Annotated in this window: 17 protein-coding genes and 2 tRNA genes; 9 read left to right on the top strand and 10 right to left on the bottom strand. The window is 61.9% G+C overall.

Going from position 1 to position 15462, the window contains the following annotated elements:
• Positions 1-131 precede the first annotated feature (131 nt).
• The 3 genes from ACIQLI_RS09620 (at position 132) to ACIQLI_RS09610 (ending at position 2819) form a co-directional block, all read left to right on the top strand.
• On the top strand, positions 132-1619 hold the full coding sequence (locus tag ACIQLI_RS09620) for a glyceraldehyde-3-phosphate dehydrogenase (RefSeq protein WP_400387539.1): 1488 nt from the start codon (positions 132-134) through the stop codon (positions 1617-1619).
• Between the two features lie 73 nt (positions 1620-1692).
• On the top strand, positions 1693-1902 hold the full coding sequence (locus ACIQLI_RS09615) for a hypothetical protein (protein ID WP_354227167.1): 210 nt from the start codon (positions 1693-1695) through the stop codon (positions 1900-1902).
• 116 nt (positions 1903-2018) lie between these two features.
• Positions 2019-2819, top strand: a complete 801-nt coding sequence (locus tag ACIQLI_RS09610) for an HNH endonuclease family protein (protein ID WP_400387535.1) — start codon at positions 2019-2021, stop codon at positions 2817-2819.
• On the opposite strand, the gene ACIQLI_RS09605 is transcribed toward ACIQLI_RS09610, so the two are convergent.
• The 4 genes from ACIQLI_RS09605 to orn all read right to left on the bottom strand — a co-directional run bounded on the left by ACIQLI_RS09605 (position 2804) and on the right by orn (position 5189).
• Positions 2804-3643 carry an acyltransferase domain-containing protein gene (locus ACIQLI_RS09605; RefSeq protein ID WP_400387532.1) on the bottom strand — a complete coding sequence of 280 codons (840 nt, stop codon included), beginning with the start codon at positions 3641-3643 and terminating at the stop codon, positions 2804-2806. The two genes, ACIQLI_RS09610 and ACIQLI_RS09605, sit on opposite strands and share 16 nt — an antisense overlap.
• A gap of 3 nt (positions 3644-3646) precedes the next feature.
• Positions 3647-4219, bottom strand: coding sequence for a peptide deformylase (gene def, locus ACIQLI_RS09600; protein ID WP_354227161.1), 573 nt, complete (start codon positions 4217-4219; stop codon positions 3647-3649).
• Between the two features lie 126 nt (positions 4220-4345).
• Positions 4346-4421 (bottom strand) — tRNA-His (locus tag ACIQLI_RS09595).
• Between the two features lie 132 nt (positions 4422-4553).
• Complete coding sequence (gene orn / locus ACIQLI_RS09590; RefSeq protein ID WP_400387528.1) at positions 4554-5189, bottom strand: oligoribonuclease; 636 nt, start codon at positions 5187-5189, stop codon at positions 4554-4556.
• Positions 5190-5336: 147 nt separating this feature from the next.
• On the opposite strand from orn, the gene mptB reads away from it, so the two are divergent.
• A complete protein-coding gene (gene mptB, locus ACIQLI_RS09585) occupies positions 5337-6893 on the top strand; it encodes a polyprenol phosphomannose-dependent alpha 1,6 mannosyltransferase MptB (RefSeq protein WP_400387526.1) in 1557 nt (518 codons plus the stop codon).
• 6 nt (positions 6894-6899) lie between these two features.
• Here mptB and ACIQLI_RS09580 read toward each other — a convergent pair whose 3' ends face one another.
• Positions 6900-7583 (bottom strand): DNA alkylation repair protein, encoded by a 684-nt coding sequence (locus ACIQLI_RS09580; protein ID WP_400387523.1) that lies wholly within the window; start codon positions 7581-7583, stop codon positions 6900-6902.
• A gap of 153 nt (positions 7584-7736) precedes the next feature.
• On the opposite strand from ACIQLI_RS09580, the gene map reads away from it, so the two are divergent.
• Positions 7737-8504, top strand: a complete 768-nt coding sequence (map, locus tag ACIQLI_RS09575; RefSeq protein ID WP_400387520.1) for a type I methionyl aminopeptidase — start codon at positions 7737-7739, stop codon at positions 8502-8504.
• A gap of 17 nt (positions 8505-8521) precedes the next feature.
• Here the strand turns inward: map and ACIQLI_RS09570 are convergent, their stop codons facing one another.
• Both ACIQLI_RS09570 and ACIQLI_RS09565 read right to left on the bottom strand, forming a co-directional pair.
• Positions 8522-9139, bottom strand: coding sequence for a GNAT family N-acetyltransferase (locus ACIQLI_RS09570; protein WP_400387517.1), 618 nt, complete (start codon positions 9137-9139; stop codon positions 8522-8524).
• Between the two features lie 63 nt (positions 9140-9202).
• Positions 9203-9802, bottom strand: a complete 600-nt coding sequence (locus ACIQLI_RS09565) for a single-stranded DNA-binding protein (RefSeq protein ID WP_400387514.1) — start codon at positions 9800-9802, stop codon at positions 9203-9205.
• A gap of 220 nt (positions 9803-10022) precedes the next feature.
• Between ACIQLI_RS09565 and ACIQLI_RS09560 the strand changes: the two genes are divergently transcribed.
• From ACIQLI_RS09560 to ettA, 3 genes are all read left to right on the top strand, one after another.
• Positions 10023-10098 (top strand) — tRNA-Arg (locus ACIQLI_RS09560).
• A gap of 182 nt (positions 10099-10280) precedes the next feature.
• Entirely contained in the window at positions 10281-10763 is a 483-nt protein-coding gene (locus tag ACIQLI_RS09555; protein WP_400387512.1) for a DUF6993 domain-containing protein, read from the top strand.
• A gap of 56 nt (positions 10764-10819) precedes the next feature.
• Positions 10820-12502 (top strand): energy-dependent translational throttle protein EttA, encoded by a 1683-nt coding sequence (gene ettA / locus ACIQLI_RS09550; protein ID WP_089595321.1) that lies wholly within the window; start codon positions 10820-10822, stop codon positions 12500-12502.
• A gap of 91 nt (positions 12503-12593) precedes the next feature.
• On the opposite strand, the gene ACIQLI_RS09545 is transcribed toward ettA, so the two are convergent.
• Positions 12594-13499 carry an acyl-CoA thioesterase II gene (locus ACIQLI_RS09545; RefSeq protein WP_311213035.1) on the bottom strand — a complete coding sequence of 302 codons (906 nt, stop codon included), beginning with the start codon at positions 13497-13499 and terminating at the stop codon, positions 12594-12596.
• 63 nt (positions 13500-13562) lie between these two features.
• Between ACIQLI_RS09545 and ACIQLI_RS09540 the strand changes: the two genes are divergently transcribed.
• A complete protein-coding gene (locus tag ACIQLI_RS09540) occupies positions 13563-14234 on the top strand; it encodes a hypothetical protein (RefSeq protein ID WP_354227136.1) in 672 nt (223 codons plus the stop codon).
• A 2-nt stretch (positions 14235-14236) separates the two neighbouring features.
• Here ACIQLI_RS09540 and ACIQLI_RS09535 read toward each other — a convergent pair whose 3' ends face one another.
• Positions 14237-14713, bottom strand: coding sequence for a globin (locus ACIQLI_RS09535; protein ID WP_400387508.1), 477 nt, complete (start codon positions 14711-14713; stop codon positions 14237-14239).
• Complete coding sequence (locus tag ACIQLI_RS09530; RefSeq protein ID WP_207593751.1) at positions 14706-15407, bottom strand: mechanosensitive ion channel family protein; 702 nt, start codon at positions 15405-15407, stop codon at positions 14706-14708. Before ACIQLI_RS09530 ends, ACIQLI_RS09535 begins: the two co-directional genes overlap by 8 nt.
• Between the last annotated feature and the right edge of the window lie 55 nt (positions 15408-15462).

The raw sequence follows: 15462 nt of genomic DNA, 5'->3' as shown, positions 1-15462 counted from the left end.
TTTCTTTGCTCTCGTTCAAGGCGCTGTGGGTGGACCGAAGCCCGCCGGCGCATGTGCCGCAGGACTACTCCGGGCGGCCGCTGCCATCTGCATACGAGGACGTATGTGGTTGACCCAAGGAAGGTAGTTCTGTGAGCCAGACGTCAGATTCTTGTCTTGATAAGTGGATGGGCCGGGAGGCTCTCGCCGAGGCCATGATTCCGGTGATCGGCCGGCTGTACCGGGAAAACAACGTGGTCACCAGCATCCATGGCCGCAGCCTGATCAACAAGTCCACCATGAACATCCTCAAGGCGCACCGATTTGCCCGCCGGATGAGCAACCACGAGCTCCTGCTCGAAGAGACCGCACCCCTGCTGAACGCCCTGTCGGAGCTGGAACTCGGCGCAGCAGCCATTGACATTGCACGTTTGACCGAGAAGTACCGGGCAGAAGGCAATGGCGCCTCCCTGGATGAGTACCTGCGTGCAGAGCTTGCTGAGATCGTGGGCAAGCGCGGCGCTGACGACCGCACCAGCACCGACGTCGTGCTTTACGGCTTTGGCCGTATCGGCCGTCTCCTGGCCCGCATCCTCATCGAAAAGGCGGGCGGCGGACACGGCCTGCGGCTCCGTGCGATCGTAGTGCGCAAGGGTGCCGAGAACGATCTTGTGAAGCGCGCCAGCCTGCTGCGCCGCGACTCCGTTCACGGTTCCTTCGAGGGCACCATCCGCGTTGACGAGGAAGCCAACACCATCACCGCCAACGGCGTGCAGGTCCAGGTCATCTACTCAGACAACCCTGCCACGGTTGATTACACCGCCTACGGAATCAAGGACGCACTGGTGGTGGACAACACGGGACGCTGGCGCGATGCCGAAGGCCTCTCCCAGCACCTGCAGAGCAAGGGTGCTGCCCGCGTCCTGCTCACCGCTCCGGGCAAGGGCGACCTCAAGAACATCGTCCACGGGATCAACCACAAGGACATCTCGGACGAGGACAAGATCGTCACTGCTGCTTCCTGCACCACCAACGCCATCACACCGGTGCTCAAGGCCATCAACGACAAGTTCGGCATCATCCACGGCCATGTGGAAACAGTGCACTCGTTCACGAACGACCAGAACCTGATCGACAACTTCCACAAGGGCGATCGCCGCGGACGTTCCGCTGCGCTGAACATGGTCATCACCGAAACCGGTGCTGCAAAGGCCGTAGCCAAGGCTCTCCCGGAACTTCAGGGCAAGTTGACCGGCAATGCCATCCGCGTTCCCACGCCGGATGTTTCCATGGCCATTCTTAACCTGAACCTGGAAAAGGGCACCACCCGGGATGAAGTCAATGACTTCCTCCGCGAAATGTCCTTGCACTCGGATCTTCGGAAGCAGATCGACTACATCGATTCTCCCGATGTTGTCTCCACGGACTTCGTTGGCTCGCGCCGTGCAGGCATCGTCGATGGCCTGGCAACGATCTCCAATGACAAGAACCTCGTACTTTACGTTTGGTACGACAACGAGTTCGGCTACTCATGCCAGGTTGTCCGTGTCATGGAGGAAATGGCCGGCGTCAACCCGCCGTCGTTCCCTGCCCGCGACGTCGTGGCTCCCATCGCCGTTCTGGAAACGGCCGGCGCCTAAGTACCCTGAAGTATTCGTGGGTTTCCCGGCTGAATCACTGGTATCAGCCGGGAAACCTGACCAAAATGGGTTCATGGAAAATGAATCAACTTTGGAGCACGAGACAGCACTGGAACACGCGCTGGACGTAGCGCGCGCCAATCACAAACAAGCACAAAAACTCCTGGATCAGGCTGTCGCGGCCAACGCCTCCGGCGACGTCCCGGACCAACGGGTGGAGCAACTGCGCGGACTCCTCGCGCTGGCAACCGAGGACCTCCAGCGCGTGCTCCGCGAGCAATAATCCGGAGATCCACCCTCACGGTGTGACTTCTCCTACACACTGTGGATACCGGCTCTTTCTGTCGGGGCCTTGTCCTACGCTCGTAGGACATGCCTGCCCCCACTGGACGGAGTCCCTTGAGTATCACCTGGTCTGCCTATAAACGCGCCCGCCGCAGATCCCGGCAAGCATGGACGATTCTCGCCTTGGCTGCCGCAACCATCGTGGCCGGGCTGTCCTGGTTTTTCACCACGGGCCAATTCTCCGCGGCAGATCCATGGGCAGCGGGACCCAGCGAAGCTCCCGTGTACAACCCCCTCTGGATGAAACCCGTGCGCGGCGCCGCCCCGGTGACTGCCGAGAAGGCCGCCGATGCCTTGGAACGGCTGCCCGTCAAGGGCAGGGCCCCGAAGTCAGACTATGACCGGGCGGCCTTCGGACAGGCCTGGGCCGATGCCGACCGTAACGGGTGCGATACCAGGAACGACATCCTTCGGCGCGACCTTTCGGCTGTCGAGTTCACCGATGGATCTTCCTGCAAGGTGGCCGGTGGCAGTTTCCACGAACCCTACACCGGAGCGCAGGTGGCTTTCCGGCGGGGACAGGACACCAGCGCGGCCGTCCAAATCGACCATGTGGTTGCCTTGGCGGACGCATGGCAAAAAGGGGCACAACAGCTGACTGTTCAGCAGCGCCAGACTTTCGCCAATGATCCTTTGAACTTGATTGCGGCCGATGGTCCGGCGAACGTCAAAAAGGGGGCGGGTGACGCTGCGACGTGGCTGCCGGCCAACAAAAACTTCCGCTGCCACTACGTCGCCCGGCAAATTTCCGTGAAGGCCGCCTACAAGCTCTGGGTGACACAGGCGGAAAAGGACGCCATGAAGGGCGTCCTCTCCTCCTGCCCGGAGCAACAGACCATTTACAGCTCCAGGTGACCGTGCCCCAGCTGCCAGGTGCCGCCGTCGTCGATTCTCTCCAAGACAACCCGCTGAAGTGAGGTTTCCCGTGGAAGCTTGTCCAAGTCCTGGAGCCCGCGCTGCCGGAAGGTGAAATACACGGCATCGGTGGGGGCATCCGAACAACGGTCCAGCGTGAAGCGCCGGGCAAAAGAGGCAATGTTGCTGTTCGGCAGGCGCTCCGCAAGGTACGGGTCCAGCATCCAGGAATCACACGTGGCAACGGCTGCTGGCTTGTCAGGGAAGTATCCGGGGAAGAACAGGCGGGCCTCGGCGAAGCTGGCATCCACCGAAGCGGGGGAGAGTCCGCCGTCTTCTGGAATGTGGACGCCGAGAACCCAGCGACGGTCAGCCGCGGGGGTACCGGCCTGAGCGGTCTCCGCCGGGCTGCGGACCAGGTGGAACTGCAGGCGGCCCAGCCTGAACAGGTTCCCTGCCATGTGCAAGGTCAGCCAGCCCCACGTATCGAGGCCGAACCGGCCGTGGACCCGGCGGTTGATCCTGAGTTGCAGTCCCACGTCAGCCAACGACGCCGCAGAGACTTCCGGACTGATGCCGAGCTGCAGGTGATAAGCGTGAACTGTGGGTGAGAAACGGAGCAAGGCTTCGATCCAGACGGTTTCGTCAGCGTTGTCTTCCTGGATGCTGTCCAGTGGAAAGGTACCCAGCCGCTCTTCCATGGTGGCCATGGCTCGCAGCACCGCTTCAGCGGGTGGAGTCGCCAGCAGGGAGGCACATTCGCTGGCGTCCTCGCCCGTAATGTCCAAGAGTTCGAATAGCCCAGTGTGCGTGATCGGGGTCATGGCTCAGTGTCCGAAAGGATCGGGATCGACGCCGGGCATCCACGTCAGCCCTGGTACGCCCCAACCGTGCTTCTTCGCTTGCTTGAGGGCCTTCTTTGCGTATCTGTCCACCAGCCTGTTGACGTACAGCTTGCCGTCCAGGTGGTCGAACTCGTGCTGCAGAATCCGGGCAAACCAACCGGTCGCTTCAAAGTCCACGGGGTTGCCGTCACCGTCGAAGCCCTGAACGCGTGTCCATTCAGCACGCTGCAACGGGTAGTACTCTCCGGGGAAGGACAAACAACCCTCAACATGCTCGTCAGGATCCGGAAGAGCTCCCGAGACTTTGGAGAGAGTGAGCACCGGGTTGACCACCACGCCCTGTTCCGGAACGTCGTCATCGTTGGCGTACTTATAGACGAAAAGGCGTTTGCCCACGCCGATCTGCGGGGCAGCGAGCCCTACGCCGTTGGCGGCGTCGTTGGTCTCGAACATATCCGCGATCAGCGCGCGGAGCTCGTCGTCGAAAACCTCTACTTCGCTGGCCCGGCGATGCAAAACAGGTTCGCCCCAAATGGTGACTGGCAGGACGGTCATGTCAGTTCTTCCTTTGTCGATCGCTGAAGTCCGGAGCGGCGCATGTCCGCGTCAGGGTTAAAAGCAAAGGCCGCACCGGATAACCGGTGCGGCCTTTGTGGAAACCGGCTCTGCAGCCAATCTCGGTGGGGTGAGCTACGGGGGTTGAACCCGCGACCTCCTGGACCACAACCAGGCGCTCTGCCAACTGAGCTAAGCCCACCATGTGCCTTTTGGGGCTGAACCGTTTGACCGGCTTTCCTTCAAGGCAACGACAAATAGCTTACCTGCTGTTTTAGGGTGCAAAGTCCACTTTTGCCGGTTTTGGCGAAAAAACCTTGAAAAATGGTGCAGATCACACCGTTTCGGTGGATCCCAAGGTCTCCGCAGTGGCCATAACGTCCTTGGAGATGCGCTGCGCCGTGGCAGTGTCCGGTCCGGGGGCGGGGACAAAGACGGCCTGGCGGTAGTAGCGGAGTTCGTCGATGGAGTCCTTAATGTCGCCGAGGGCGCGGTGCCCGCCGTGCTTGGCGGGCGACTGGAAGTAGGCACGCGGGAACCAGCGCCGCGAGAGCTCCTTGATGGTGCTGACATCGATCACGCGGTAATGGAGGTGCTCCACGATGTTTGGCATGTCCCTGGCCAGGAACATCCTGTCTGTTCCCACGGAGTTGCCGCCCAAGGGCGCTTTGCGGGGGTCCGGAACCCACTTCTCGATGTATTCAAGGACCTGGGCTTCGGCCTCGGCCATGGTCTTCCCTTGGGGGAGTTCGTCAAGGAGCTTGGAGCGGGTATGCATGTCCCGCACAAAATCATTCATTTGTTCCAGGGCGGCATCGTCCGGTTTGATGACGACGTCGACGCCGTCGCCGAGGATGTTGAGCTCGGAATCCGTCACCAGCGCCGCGACCTCGATCAGGGCGTCGTTATTCAGGTCCAGGCCGGTCATTTCGCAGTCGATCCAGACGATGCGTTCATTAGTAATAGGCACGCGCCCAGCCTATCCTTCAGCCGCTTCGAAGTGCTCTGATGGTACGATTTTTGAGCGCGGCAGTGTCTTTTTCTTCCTGCCGTGGAAAGCCCTGAAGACGCTGAATTTCTCCCGAACTTACCGGGCGAACGATTGGATGACGACCACATGACGGTGCCAGTACCCGCCGCCCAGAAGGCAGGGACAGCAGCGCCGACGGCAGATGCTGCGGCCAGCGAGGTTGATAATGCCCGTTCGCCACTGATCGCCGGTTTCATCGGCTCCATGTTCATGGTCTTCGGGTCCCTGGGGGTGGGCTGGCTCGCTCCGGTCTCCGAACTCCGGAGGTTGCCGCTCTTCATCTGGATGCGCACCGAAGGTGTTGGAGTCGCCCTGTCGATTGTCCTGCTGGCCGTCGGCGGAATGCTGCTGGTCCGGGCCTGGCTTCGTCTCGGTCAACGGGTACGGGTGTGGGGGCTGGAGGCTCGGAAGGCAACGCTTCAGGCCGTGGCTGCGTGGGGATTGCCCATGATGTTCACCGTTCCCCTCTTCAGCAGGGACGTTTACGCGTACATCGGCCAGGGACGTCTGATGGTAGAGGGCATCAATCCCTACGAGAATGGGATTTCCGCGCTTCCCAATTATTTCCAATTGGGTGCGGACAAGATGTGGACCGAGGCGCCAGTGCCGTACGGCCAATTGTTCCTGTGGATCGAGCAGTTCGTCGTCTGGGTGACCAATGTCCAACCTGAAGCCAGCATCATGCTGTTCCGGCTGGTTGCCCTTGTCGGAATCGTCCTCTGCATCATCTACGTACCCAAGCTGGCGGAACTTCACGGAGTGAATCCGCACCGGGCGCTGTGGCTGACAGCCGCAAATCCGCTCTTCCTGACCAACTTCATTGCCAGCGTCCACAACGACGCCCTCATGATCGGTCTGGCCCTCGCAGGACTCTATTACTGCGCAACACGCCGCGTGATCCTGGGATTGGTACTGGTCACCCTCTCCATCTCCGTCAAGCCCATTACGGTGGTGTTCCTTCCCTTTATTGGGCTCCTGTGGGCCGGCAAGGGGGCTTCCTGGCCACGGAAGTTCGTCTTCTGGTTCCTGACCGCCGGGCTGAGCTTCGGATTGCTCTATGCCATGAGCATGGTTAATGGCTTCGGATTTGGTTGGATCAATGGGCTGTCAGCTCCAGGCAGTGTCTGGATCTGGTACGCGCCCATCGGCCTGATCGGCTTGGTGGTGGCGTCCATTTTCAATGTCTTTGGACTGGACGGCTGGGGCATGGCCAAGTGGGTTTACGACGCCGGCAAGGTGCTCATGGTGGGTGCCATCGCCTGGCAGGTCTTCCGCGGCGACTACGACCGCCTGATGCGCCGGCTCACCCTGGCATTTGCGGCCATTGTCATTCTGGCGCCGATGATCCAGTCCTGGTACGTGGTCTGGCTGATCCCGCTGTTTGCCGTGACAGGTATCCGCAACGACTGGCAGGTCAAAGCCGTCTACTTCGTGGTGTCCTTCTTCATGGTCTACGCCATCTCGGACCAGCTGGACGTCTTCCCCTACCTCCAGAGTGAAGATCTTGGCCTCGCCCTGACGTTGGCCCGGAACGCAGCGGCCATCATCGCCTTGCTCTTCGCCGTGTACCTGATCTTTGTTGACCCGAAAACCAAGAGCCTGTTCCGCAAACACGACGACCCCGGCCTCCGCCCGATCATCTGAGCTGCATCAGCTGGAGGACAAAAGCCGTGTCGCCTCGCGTAGGGACAAGGGACTGAGCGATGAGGCATGGCGCGCGGCAAAGGCGCGGACCCAATCAGGATCCGACTTACTGTATTCACGCAGCCCCCAACCGATGGCCTTGCGAATGAAGAACTCCCTGCTGTCCAGGTTGGGTTCGATGACTGCGGCCAGCAAGCCGTGATCGGTCATGGACTTTGCCCCCAGCTGGGCAGTAATGGCAGCCCGACGGATCCACATGTCGTTGTCTTCAGCCCAGCGAAGCAGCAAAGGGGTCGTTGTTGACTTATGCGCAAGCAACAGTGCACATATCCGGGGCGAAACTCCATCCACCAGGTCCCACCAGGCTCCCGTCCGGATAATTTCCTCGTACACGGGCAGCATGTCCAGGTCTTCCTTCACCATCCGCAGGCCTGTCAGGTCAATGGCTGCGTACCGCTCTTCGCGTGCCTCGGCATCGCGCCACAACTGCAGAACAGCGTCCCGCAGCTCGTCAGGGGATGAGACGGGAAACTCTCTTGCCGCTGCTTTGACGATGCTTCGGACCTCCGGAACCCTGACCCCGAGGGAGGGCATCTCCGACTTCATGTACTTCCGGGCACCAACCGCCCGTTCAGCGTCCCCGGAGGAGCGGAGTGAGGAGCGGATCGAGTCCACTAGTTCCTTGGTCATGCGTCAACTGTAGGACCGATGTCTGGCTACGGTTCTCCTGCCACTCATCCGATACCCTCCCAGGCGTAGCCAGGAGATCGTAGAGTGGGCAGAGCGGCAGCAGTTGGCCGCGCAACCAGCCCCTGAAGGCACGCCCAGCAACGGAGGACCTTGATGTCAATGCTGAAAACTCCCCAACAGATAGCGTTGATGCGTGAGGCCGGACGGGTGGTGGCCAACGCTTTGAAGGCCGTCAAGGACCATGCTGCCGTGGGCGTTTCCCTCAAGGAACTTGACGAGGTCGCGGCGTCAGTGATGTCCGACGCCGGCGCACGACCCGCGTTCCTTGACTACCACCCCCGCTGGGCGTCAGTGCCGTTTCCCGGTGTGATCTGCGCCAGTGTCAATGACGCCGTAGTGCACGGTATCCCCAACGGATATCAGCTTGAAGACGGCGATCTGCTCAGCGTTGACTGTGGCGCCTTCCTGGAGGGCTGGTGCGGAGACGCTGCCATCAGCTTCATTGTGGGGGAGGGCGACCCCTTGGACCAGGAACTCATAGATGCAACGGATGCCGCACTGGCGCGGGGAATCGAAGCAGCACGTGTGGGCAACAAAATGGGTGATCTTGCCTACGCCATTGGAGGTGAAGCCAAACGCGCAGGCTACGGCCTGTTGGCCGATCACGGCGGACATGGCATCGGCCGGACCATGCACGCGGAACCCCCTGTCCCCAACATCGGTCGTCCCGGGCGGGGCATGAAGCTCGAGGAAGGCCTGGTCATCGCCATCGAGCCCATGTTGATTCTGGGAGGGAAAGACGACTACTACCACGATGAGGACGAATGGACCCTGCGCTCGGCGAACGGACGAAGAGCAGCCCACAGCGAGCACACGGTCGCCATCACGGCGGACGGCCCGATGATCCTGACACTGCCTTGAATCAGGCCACGCCTGAATCAGGCCCGGCCTCCGGGCGTCGTGTGGCCCCTGGCCAGCCTCACCACGGGCCGGCCAGGCACTGATTCGGAGACCGGGCTGAAACCGGCCGCCCGAAAAAGTGACAGAGTGCCGTGGTAGAGCTCCGCTGAAGTCGCCTTGGTCCTGAGCCCTGTGTCGACCGGGTAGGCCTCCACAACCTCCGCGCCGTTGGTGAACGCGTGCTCTACAGCGGCGGCCAGGAGCGCGGTCGACACCCCTGAACGGCGATGTTTTGGTGCCACCACGAAACAACTGATGGCCCAAAGACCGGTGTCTTCCGTGGCGCTTGGTGGTTCTGCTTTCAGAACCGGGGACCGTTTCAGCCGCCGGTAGCTTTCCCGGGGTTCAACAGCGCACCAACCGACTGGATCACCGTTTCTGAAGGCCATGACTCCCGGAACCGGTCCGGTGCTGAACGCTGTCTTCAGCATTTCCTTGCGATCATCCGGCGAGGTGGTGTTCCATTCCTTGCCGGCAAGGGCGAACCACCGGCACCAACACCGGGATGGTTCGCCCTTGGTCCCGAACAGCTCCTCAACAGCTGCCCAGGACGCAGGAGCGGTCTCTGGACTGGGCGTTTGCTCGTGCTGTGCCATTCACCCAGAATAGGCCTCTCCGTCACGGCTGGTATGTCGGGTTCCGGGAACCAGGTTCAATGTTCAAACGCCGGCACCCACCAGCTCACCTGTTGAGGTGTTCACCATCAAAGGGCCGCTTCCATCGGGGTCATCCATCCCGGCTGCTACTGACTCGTCCTCCGGAGGAGCTTGATCAGCGTCCTCGGCATCCCACTCGCGGCCGTTCCCGGGACCGTCCAGCGCCGGATTGGAGAGGGCCGGATTGGGGAGGGCTTCCTCCGATGACGCAGGGTTCGCCGCGCCGGAGTCTGCCGGTGCCGAGGTGCCGTTCATGCGGGTGAAGTTGGCGGAGCCCCACATGAGGTCGTGTCCCACGGATTCGGCATCGATTTCCGCCACATGGTAGACGCGGCCTTCATGTTCCCACTGCCGCAAGCGGAGCTTTCCCACCACCAGTACGCGCTGTCCCTTTTTCACGCTGCACCCCACGTGACCGGCAAGGTACCGGAATGATTGCACCGTGTACCAATTGGTGTTGCCGTCAACCCACGTGTTGCTGGTCCGGTCGTAACGGCGCTCAGTGGTTCCCAGGCGGAACGATGCCGTGGCCGTTCCCCGTGTGGTGGTGGAACTCTTAACCTCCGAGGCCACGAAGCCCCGGACGGTGATCATGTCATTCATTGGTGGTCCTTCTGGATGTAGGGAGTGCCTGTCCGGCTCTTTCAGCTTCATCCAGTGAAGGCGTCGAAGGCAGTGCCGCGGGGGCGTATGTGCATAACCCTGGCGAAATGGCCTTTGTGGAGGAAGGGAGACCATCGGTGTGGAGATGGCAGGCCATACGCCGATGGCACTGTAAACTCTTTGTGGCGCAAGCCGCCCATGGTGGTGATGGCGCCAGTGCGCCCCAGTAGCTCAGGGGATAGAGCAGCGGCCTTCTAATCCGCCGGTCGGGGGTTCGATTCCCTCCTGGGGCACCAACGCATCCCCCTTGGACAAACGTCCAAGGGGGATGCCCCTTTATCGCCTCTTCAAGAATTTCCATGCAACGGCATGACGGGTTCCCCGATCATGATGGTCCTCCCGGTTCCCAGCAGCAGTACCAAAATCACCCAGACGTGTGCCGGTCAAGACGCCACGCGAATGGCACAATGGCTAAGTGATGAGCAGGGGAACGACGCCGGGTGGCAAGACAACAGGGACAGCGAATATCCGCGGTGCAGCATTGTCGTTGGCGGTAGCGGTGACCGTGGCGCTGGCTGGCTGCACTTCAAGCACGGGGTCCACAGCGCAACCAGGAACAATCCCGGCTCCCTCCACCGCTGCCCAGCCCACAGCTCCGGTGGATCCTGCCGTCGCCGCCACGTCGGAAACCGTCGAAACCACGCTGAAAAACCTCGTGGCCGGCAACCCCAAGCCGGACCAGGAAGCGCTCCGCTCGGCCCTGGTCTCGGCCGGGATTCCGAAGGCCAACGTGGAAGTCTCTGTCAGCCGCACGCCCACGGGCCTTGACGTCGATGCCCTGGAGGCAGCGGCTTTGACCGGGGAGAGCTGCGTCATGGGGCAAATCCGTGACGGTGGTGTCCTGGTGACCGTACTGCCCCTGCTCGCTACCGGTAAATGCTTCGTGGGAGACGCCCGCTAGCTGCTCTTCGGGGCGCGAATGTGAGTTAAGCAGGCCGAGCCATTAGATTTAAGGGCATGGCGGAATTCATTTACACGATGACCAAGGCTCGCAAGGCCGTTGGCGACAAACTTATTCTGGACGATGTCAGCATGTCGTTCTACCCTGGCGCGAAGATCGGCGTCGTGGGACCGAACGGTGCTGGTAAGTCCACCATCCTGAAGATCATGGCCGGACTGGACACCCCTTCAAACGGCGAGGCCCGCCTGAGCCCCGGCTACACCGTGGGCATCCTCCTGCAGGAACCGCCGCTGAACGAGGAAAAGACCGTCCTGGGCAATGTCCAGGAAGGTGTAGGCGAGATCTACGGCAAGATCCAGCGTTTCAACGAGATCTCCGAAGAAATGGCCAACCCGGACGCGGATTACGAGACGCTCCTGGATGAAATGGGCAAGCTGCAGGAAGCCATTGACGCTGCCGACGCCTGGGACATCGATTCCCAGCTGGAACAGGCGATGGACGCCTTGCGTTGCCCGCCGGCTGATTCCGACGTCACTGTCCTCTCCGGTGGTGAGCGCCGCCGCGTGGCCCTGTGCAAGCTTCTTCTCCAGAAGCCTGACCTGCTGCTCCTCGATGAGCCCACCAACCACTTGGACGCCGAGAGCGTGCTGTGGCTCGAACAGCACCTCTCCCAGTACCCCGGTGCTGTCCTCGCCGTGACCCACGACCGTTACTTCCTGGACCACGTGGCTGAATGGATCGCAGAAGTTGACCGCGGCCACCTCTACCCCTACGAAGGCAACTACTCCACCTACCTGGAGAAGAAGAAGGCCCGCCTGGAGGTCCAAGGCAAAAAGGACGCCAAGCTGTCCAAGCGCCTTACCGAGGAACTTGAGTGGGTGCGCTCCAACGCCAAGGGCCGCCAGACCAAGTCCAAGGCCCGTCTTGCCCGCTATGAGGAAATGGCTGCAGAGGCGGATCGCACCCGCAAGCTGGACTTTGAAGAGATCCAGATCCCGCCGGGACCGCGCCTGGGCTCCCTGGTCATCGAGGCCAAGAACCTGAAGAAGGGCTTCGACGACCGCGTCCTGATCGATGGCCTCTCCTTCTCGCTGCCCCGCAACGGCATCGTTGGCGTCATCGGACCCAACGGTGTGGGTAAGTCCACGCTGTTCAAGACGATCGTGGGCATGGAGCCGTTGGACGATGGTGAGCTCAAGATCGGCGAGTCCGTGAAGATCTCCTACGTGGACCAGTCCCGTGGCGGCATCGATCCCAACAAGTCCCTCTGGGAAGTTGTTTCGGAAGGACATGACTTCCTCCAGGTCGGTCAGGTCGAAATGCCTTCGCGTGCCTACGTGTCGGCGTTCGGCTTCAAGGGCCCGGACCAGCAGAAGAAGGCCGGTGTCCTCTCCGGTGGTGAGCGCAACCGCCTCAACCTGGCGCTGACCCTCAAGCAGGGTGGCAACTTGTTGCTGCTTGACGAACCTACCAACGACCTCGACGTCGAAACCCTGGGCAGCCTTGAAAACGCCCTTCTCGAATTCCCGGGCTGCGCAGTGGTGGTTTCGCACGATCGTTGGTTCCTCGACCGGGTAGCGACCCACATCCTCGCCTACGAAGGTGACGACGAGAACCCGTCCAAGTGGTACTGGTTCGAGGGCAACTTCGACTCCTACGAAGAGAACAAGGTGGAGCGCCTTGGCCCCGATGCCGCCAAGCCGCACCGCGTGACGCACCGCCGCCTGACCCGCGACTAGGGAATTCCAGGCACACACGGAGAAAGGCCGGTCCCGCAGGGGACCGGCCTTTCTGCTTTAACTCCTCGCCGTCACACAGCGTCGCGAGAGCCTAAGGGATCCGCACCATGCCCTCTTGGGCCACGGTGGCAACATGCAGCCCGTCGCGGTTGAATATACGGCCGGTGGCGAGTCCTCGTGCGCCTTGGGCGCTGGGGGACTCCTGGACGTAGAGCATCCACTCGTCCACCCGCACAGGACGGTGCCACCACATGGCGTGGTCGAGGCTGGCGACGCTCATCCCCGGCGTCATCCAGGCGAGGCCGTGTGCGCGGAGAATGGGCTCCAACAGCGTGTAGTCGCTGGCATAGGCCAGGGCGGCACGGTGCAGGTTGGGATCATCGGGCAGCGGTCCCATGGTTTTCATCCACACGGCGTTGCTTGCCACGTGCTGGGTGGGTGGGGACACGTAGAGCGCCGGGTCAATGTGCCGGACGTCAAAGGGACGTTCGGATGACATGTGCCGCGCCATCGGGTGGTCGAACTGCGACAACAGCTCCGCCGTGCTGGGCAGGGACTCGGGGTCGGGGATGCCTTCGGGCATGGTCGCTTGGTGATCCAGGCCGGTGTCCTCCACCTGGAATGACGCGATCATCGAGAGAATCGGGACGCCGTCCTGGTAGGCGTGAACGCGCCGGGCGGAGAACGAACGTCCGTCCCGCAGCCTTTCAACACCGAAAGTGATGGGCTTGTTGGCGTCTCCCGGCCGCAGGAAGTATCCGTGCATGGAGTGTGCCACCCTGTCCGGTTCCACTGTTCGCATGCCGGCCATCATCGACTGCGCCAGAACCTGGCCACCAAAGACCCTGTGCCGGGGCTGCTTCTGTGATGGGCCCAGGAAGATGTCCTCGTTGGTCCGGGCTCCGTCAAAGTCACCAAGGTCCAGCAGGCCGATCAGCACATCCATGGGGTCTTCTGCGGGTGCTTCCACTTCAAGGCCAGCATTCGTCTCAGTCATGGTTCGACTTTAGACGCCGCCCCGACCCCTCTCAACCGGGGACATGCCGGTAGAGTCGATGATGTGACAGACGTCTTGACCCAGTCCTTCCGCTTCGCCGATCCCCGTGACCTCGCTGACTTGAAAACCTATGTGACGCGGGCAAAGAGCATCGACGACGGCGCCATCCGCCTCCAGGCCGCGGGCAGTGTCCTGGCCGCGTACGTCTGCGTCCTGCGGCCGCGCATCCTGGGGGAGTCCACTCCTACCATCCTGGGCCTGCGGACCATGGCGTTGGCAGAGCCGGCCCAGGCCGATGTGACGGTGACGCTTGCCTCCGTTATGGACCGGTTGGCCCGCTCGGGTGCCGACGACGTGGAGCTGCCCATACCGCCGTCGACCGTTTCCGAGTCCTGGGCAGGCGTTGGCGCGCCGCGCTCCGGGTGGGAAGCGCAGGGATCAATACTCGACGCCGACCTCAGGCAGGCGGCCGAGGCCGGCATCGCCGAGGTGGCGGGTGTCATTCCGGCGTTGGCAGGTGCCGCCGTCGTCAATAGCGCCAGGGCAGCAATATGGGGCCGTGGGCTTCCAGACGCCGGCGGCCTTCCTGCCGGCGCAGCCTTCGCTGCTTTCGCTCTGGGTTTCCTGGGCGACGCCGAGCAGAAAGTCTTCCGCAATGGCCGCTGGTTCCGCCTGAGCGGCCCCCGCGGCCATGTGCTGGTGCGCACAGGCGCAGGCTTGGGGCTCGGCTTCTAGGGTCAGGCGCCGGACGAAGGACTGTTGACCATGGTCAGCGCAGCCCGTTCCATGTAGTCCCACAAGGTGCCCTCATGCAGTGGGGAGAGCTGCAGGGAGTCCACCGCAGTGCGCATGTGGAACAGCCAGCGATCCTTGGCTTCGGGGGTTACCCGGAACGGCATGTGGCGCATGCGCAGCCGGGGATGCCCGCGTTCTTCGCCGTAAGTGGTGGGACCGCCCCAGTATTGTTCCAGGAACATCAGGAAGCGCCGCTTTGCCGGCCCCAGGTCCTCCTCCGGATACATGGGCCTCAGCAAGGGATCCGTGGCAACGCCGTCGTAGAAAACGTCGATGAGCTTGACGAATGTCTCGTGTCCGCCCACTGCAGCGTAGAAACTGTCCGTATAGGCGGGCTGGCTGAACGGATCATTCTGCATCAGCTGGCGTCGGGGGCCCGTTTGGGGTGCCGGGGGTTGCCCGCCTGCTGTGCTACTCATTGGACTTCTCCTCGGCTTTGGTGACGCGCGGTGCGCCTGCTGTGACGGGCGCAGTTGCTGCAGCGCCGGGCTCAATGGTGGTGTCCGGTGTTTCCAGCGGGACGTAGTCACCCTGCGAGCGGTTTCCCACCCGGAGGATTTCGCCATTACGCAGATACCAGATGGCACCGTCTTCAGCGCGGACCCGGGTGATGCGCAGGCCCACGGATTCAACGGTACCAATCACTTCGCTGGTGACGATGACATCGCCGATTCCGTATTGGTCTTCGATGGTGATGAAGATTCCGGCGAGGAAATCGCGGATCAGTTGCTGGGCACCGAAGCCGATGGCGACACCCAGGATGCCCACGCTGGTCAGCAGCGGCGCGACGTCCACGTTCATGTATTTGAGGACGTAGATGATCACGATCACCACCACCACAACGCTCACCAGGCTCGTCAGCAGGGTGCCGATTGTCTCGGCGCGCTGTGAACGGCGCTCGTGGTCCAGCGCGCGGATGGCGGGTTGCACCCACTTGAAGTGCGCTTTCTTGAAGAAGGAACTACCGGCGGAAACCCGCCGGGTGATGCGCAAGATGATGAACCGCGCAACGATCCATACACCCAGGCCCACGCCTACAGTGATGAGGATTGAAACGAGGTCGATCTTTTCTGGTTCCAAGGTGACAATTTCTGCCAGGGGGATGGAGGTCAAGGGTGAATTTCTCCTTGTCGTCGGCCCGTGTTCGCCGGGCGCGGAACACTCTGTC

Source organism: Paenarthrobacter sp. NPDC091669 (assembly GCF_044756725.1).
Taxonomy (GTDB): domain Bacteria; phylum Actinomycetota; class Actinomycetes; order Actinomycetales; family Micrococcaceae; genus Arthrobacter; species Arthrobacter bambusae_C.
The sequence above is the reverse complement of the archived record's forward strand: the minus strand, read 5'-3'. Positions and strand labels throughout refer to the sequence as shown.

What these genes read in the sequence shown, in the direction of transcription:
- ACIQLI_RS09615 (WP_354227167.1), top strand. Translation starts at nt 1,693, where the DNA reads ATGGAAAATGAATCAACTTTGGAGCACGAGACAGCACTGGAACACGCG.
- ACIQLI_RS09605 (WP_400387532.1), bottom strand. Translation starts at nt 3,643, where the DNA reads ATGACCCCGATCACGCACACTGGGCTATTCGAACTCTTGGACATTACG.
- def (WP_354227161.1), bottom strand. Translation starts at nt 4,219, where the DNA reads ATGACCGTCCTGCCAGTCACCATTTGGGGCGAACCTGTTTTGCATCGC.
- mptB (WP_400387526.1), top strand. Translation starts at nt 5,337, where the DNA reads ATGACGGTGCCAGTACCCGCCGCCCAGAAGGCAGGGACAGCAGCGCCG.
- ACIQLI_RS09580 (WP_400387523.1), bottom strand. Translation starts at nt 7,583, where the DNA reads ATGACCAAGGAACTAGTGGACTCGATCCGCTCCTCACTCCGCTCCTCC.
- map (WP_400387520.1), top strand. Translation starts at nt 7,737, where the DNA reads ATGTCAATGCTGAAAACTCCCCAACAGATAGCGTTGATGCGTGAGGCC.
- ACIQLI_RS09570 (WP_400387517.1), bottom strand. Translation starts at nt 9,139, where the DNA reads ATGGCACAGCACGAGCAAACGCCCAGTCCAGAGACCGCTCCTGCGTCC.
- ACIQLI_RS09565 (WP_400387514.1), bottom strand. Translation starts at nt 9,802, where the DNA reads ATGAATGACATGATCACCGTCCGGGGCTTCGTGGCCTCGGAGGTTAAG.
- ACIQLI_RS09555 (WP_400387512.1), top strand. Translation starts at nt 10,281, where the DNA reads ATGAGCAGGGGAACGACGCCGGGTGGCAAGACAACAGGGACAGCGAAT.
- ettA (WP_089595321.1), top strand. Translation starts at nt 10,820, where the DNA reads ATGGCGGAATTCATTTACACGATGACCAAGGCTCGCAAGGCCGTTGGC.
- ACIQLI_RS09545 (WP_311213035.1), bottom strand. Translation starts at nt 13,499, where the DNA reads ATGACTGAGACGAATGCTGGCCTTGAAGTGGAAGCACCCGCAGAAGAC.
- ACIQLI_RS09535 (WP_400387508.1), bottom strand. Translation starts at nt 14,713, where the DNA reads ATGAGTAGCACAGCAGGCGGGCAACCCCCGGCACCCCAAACGGGCCCC.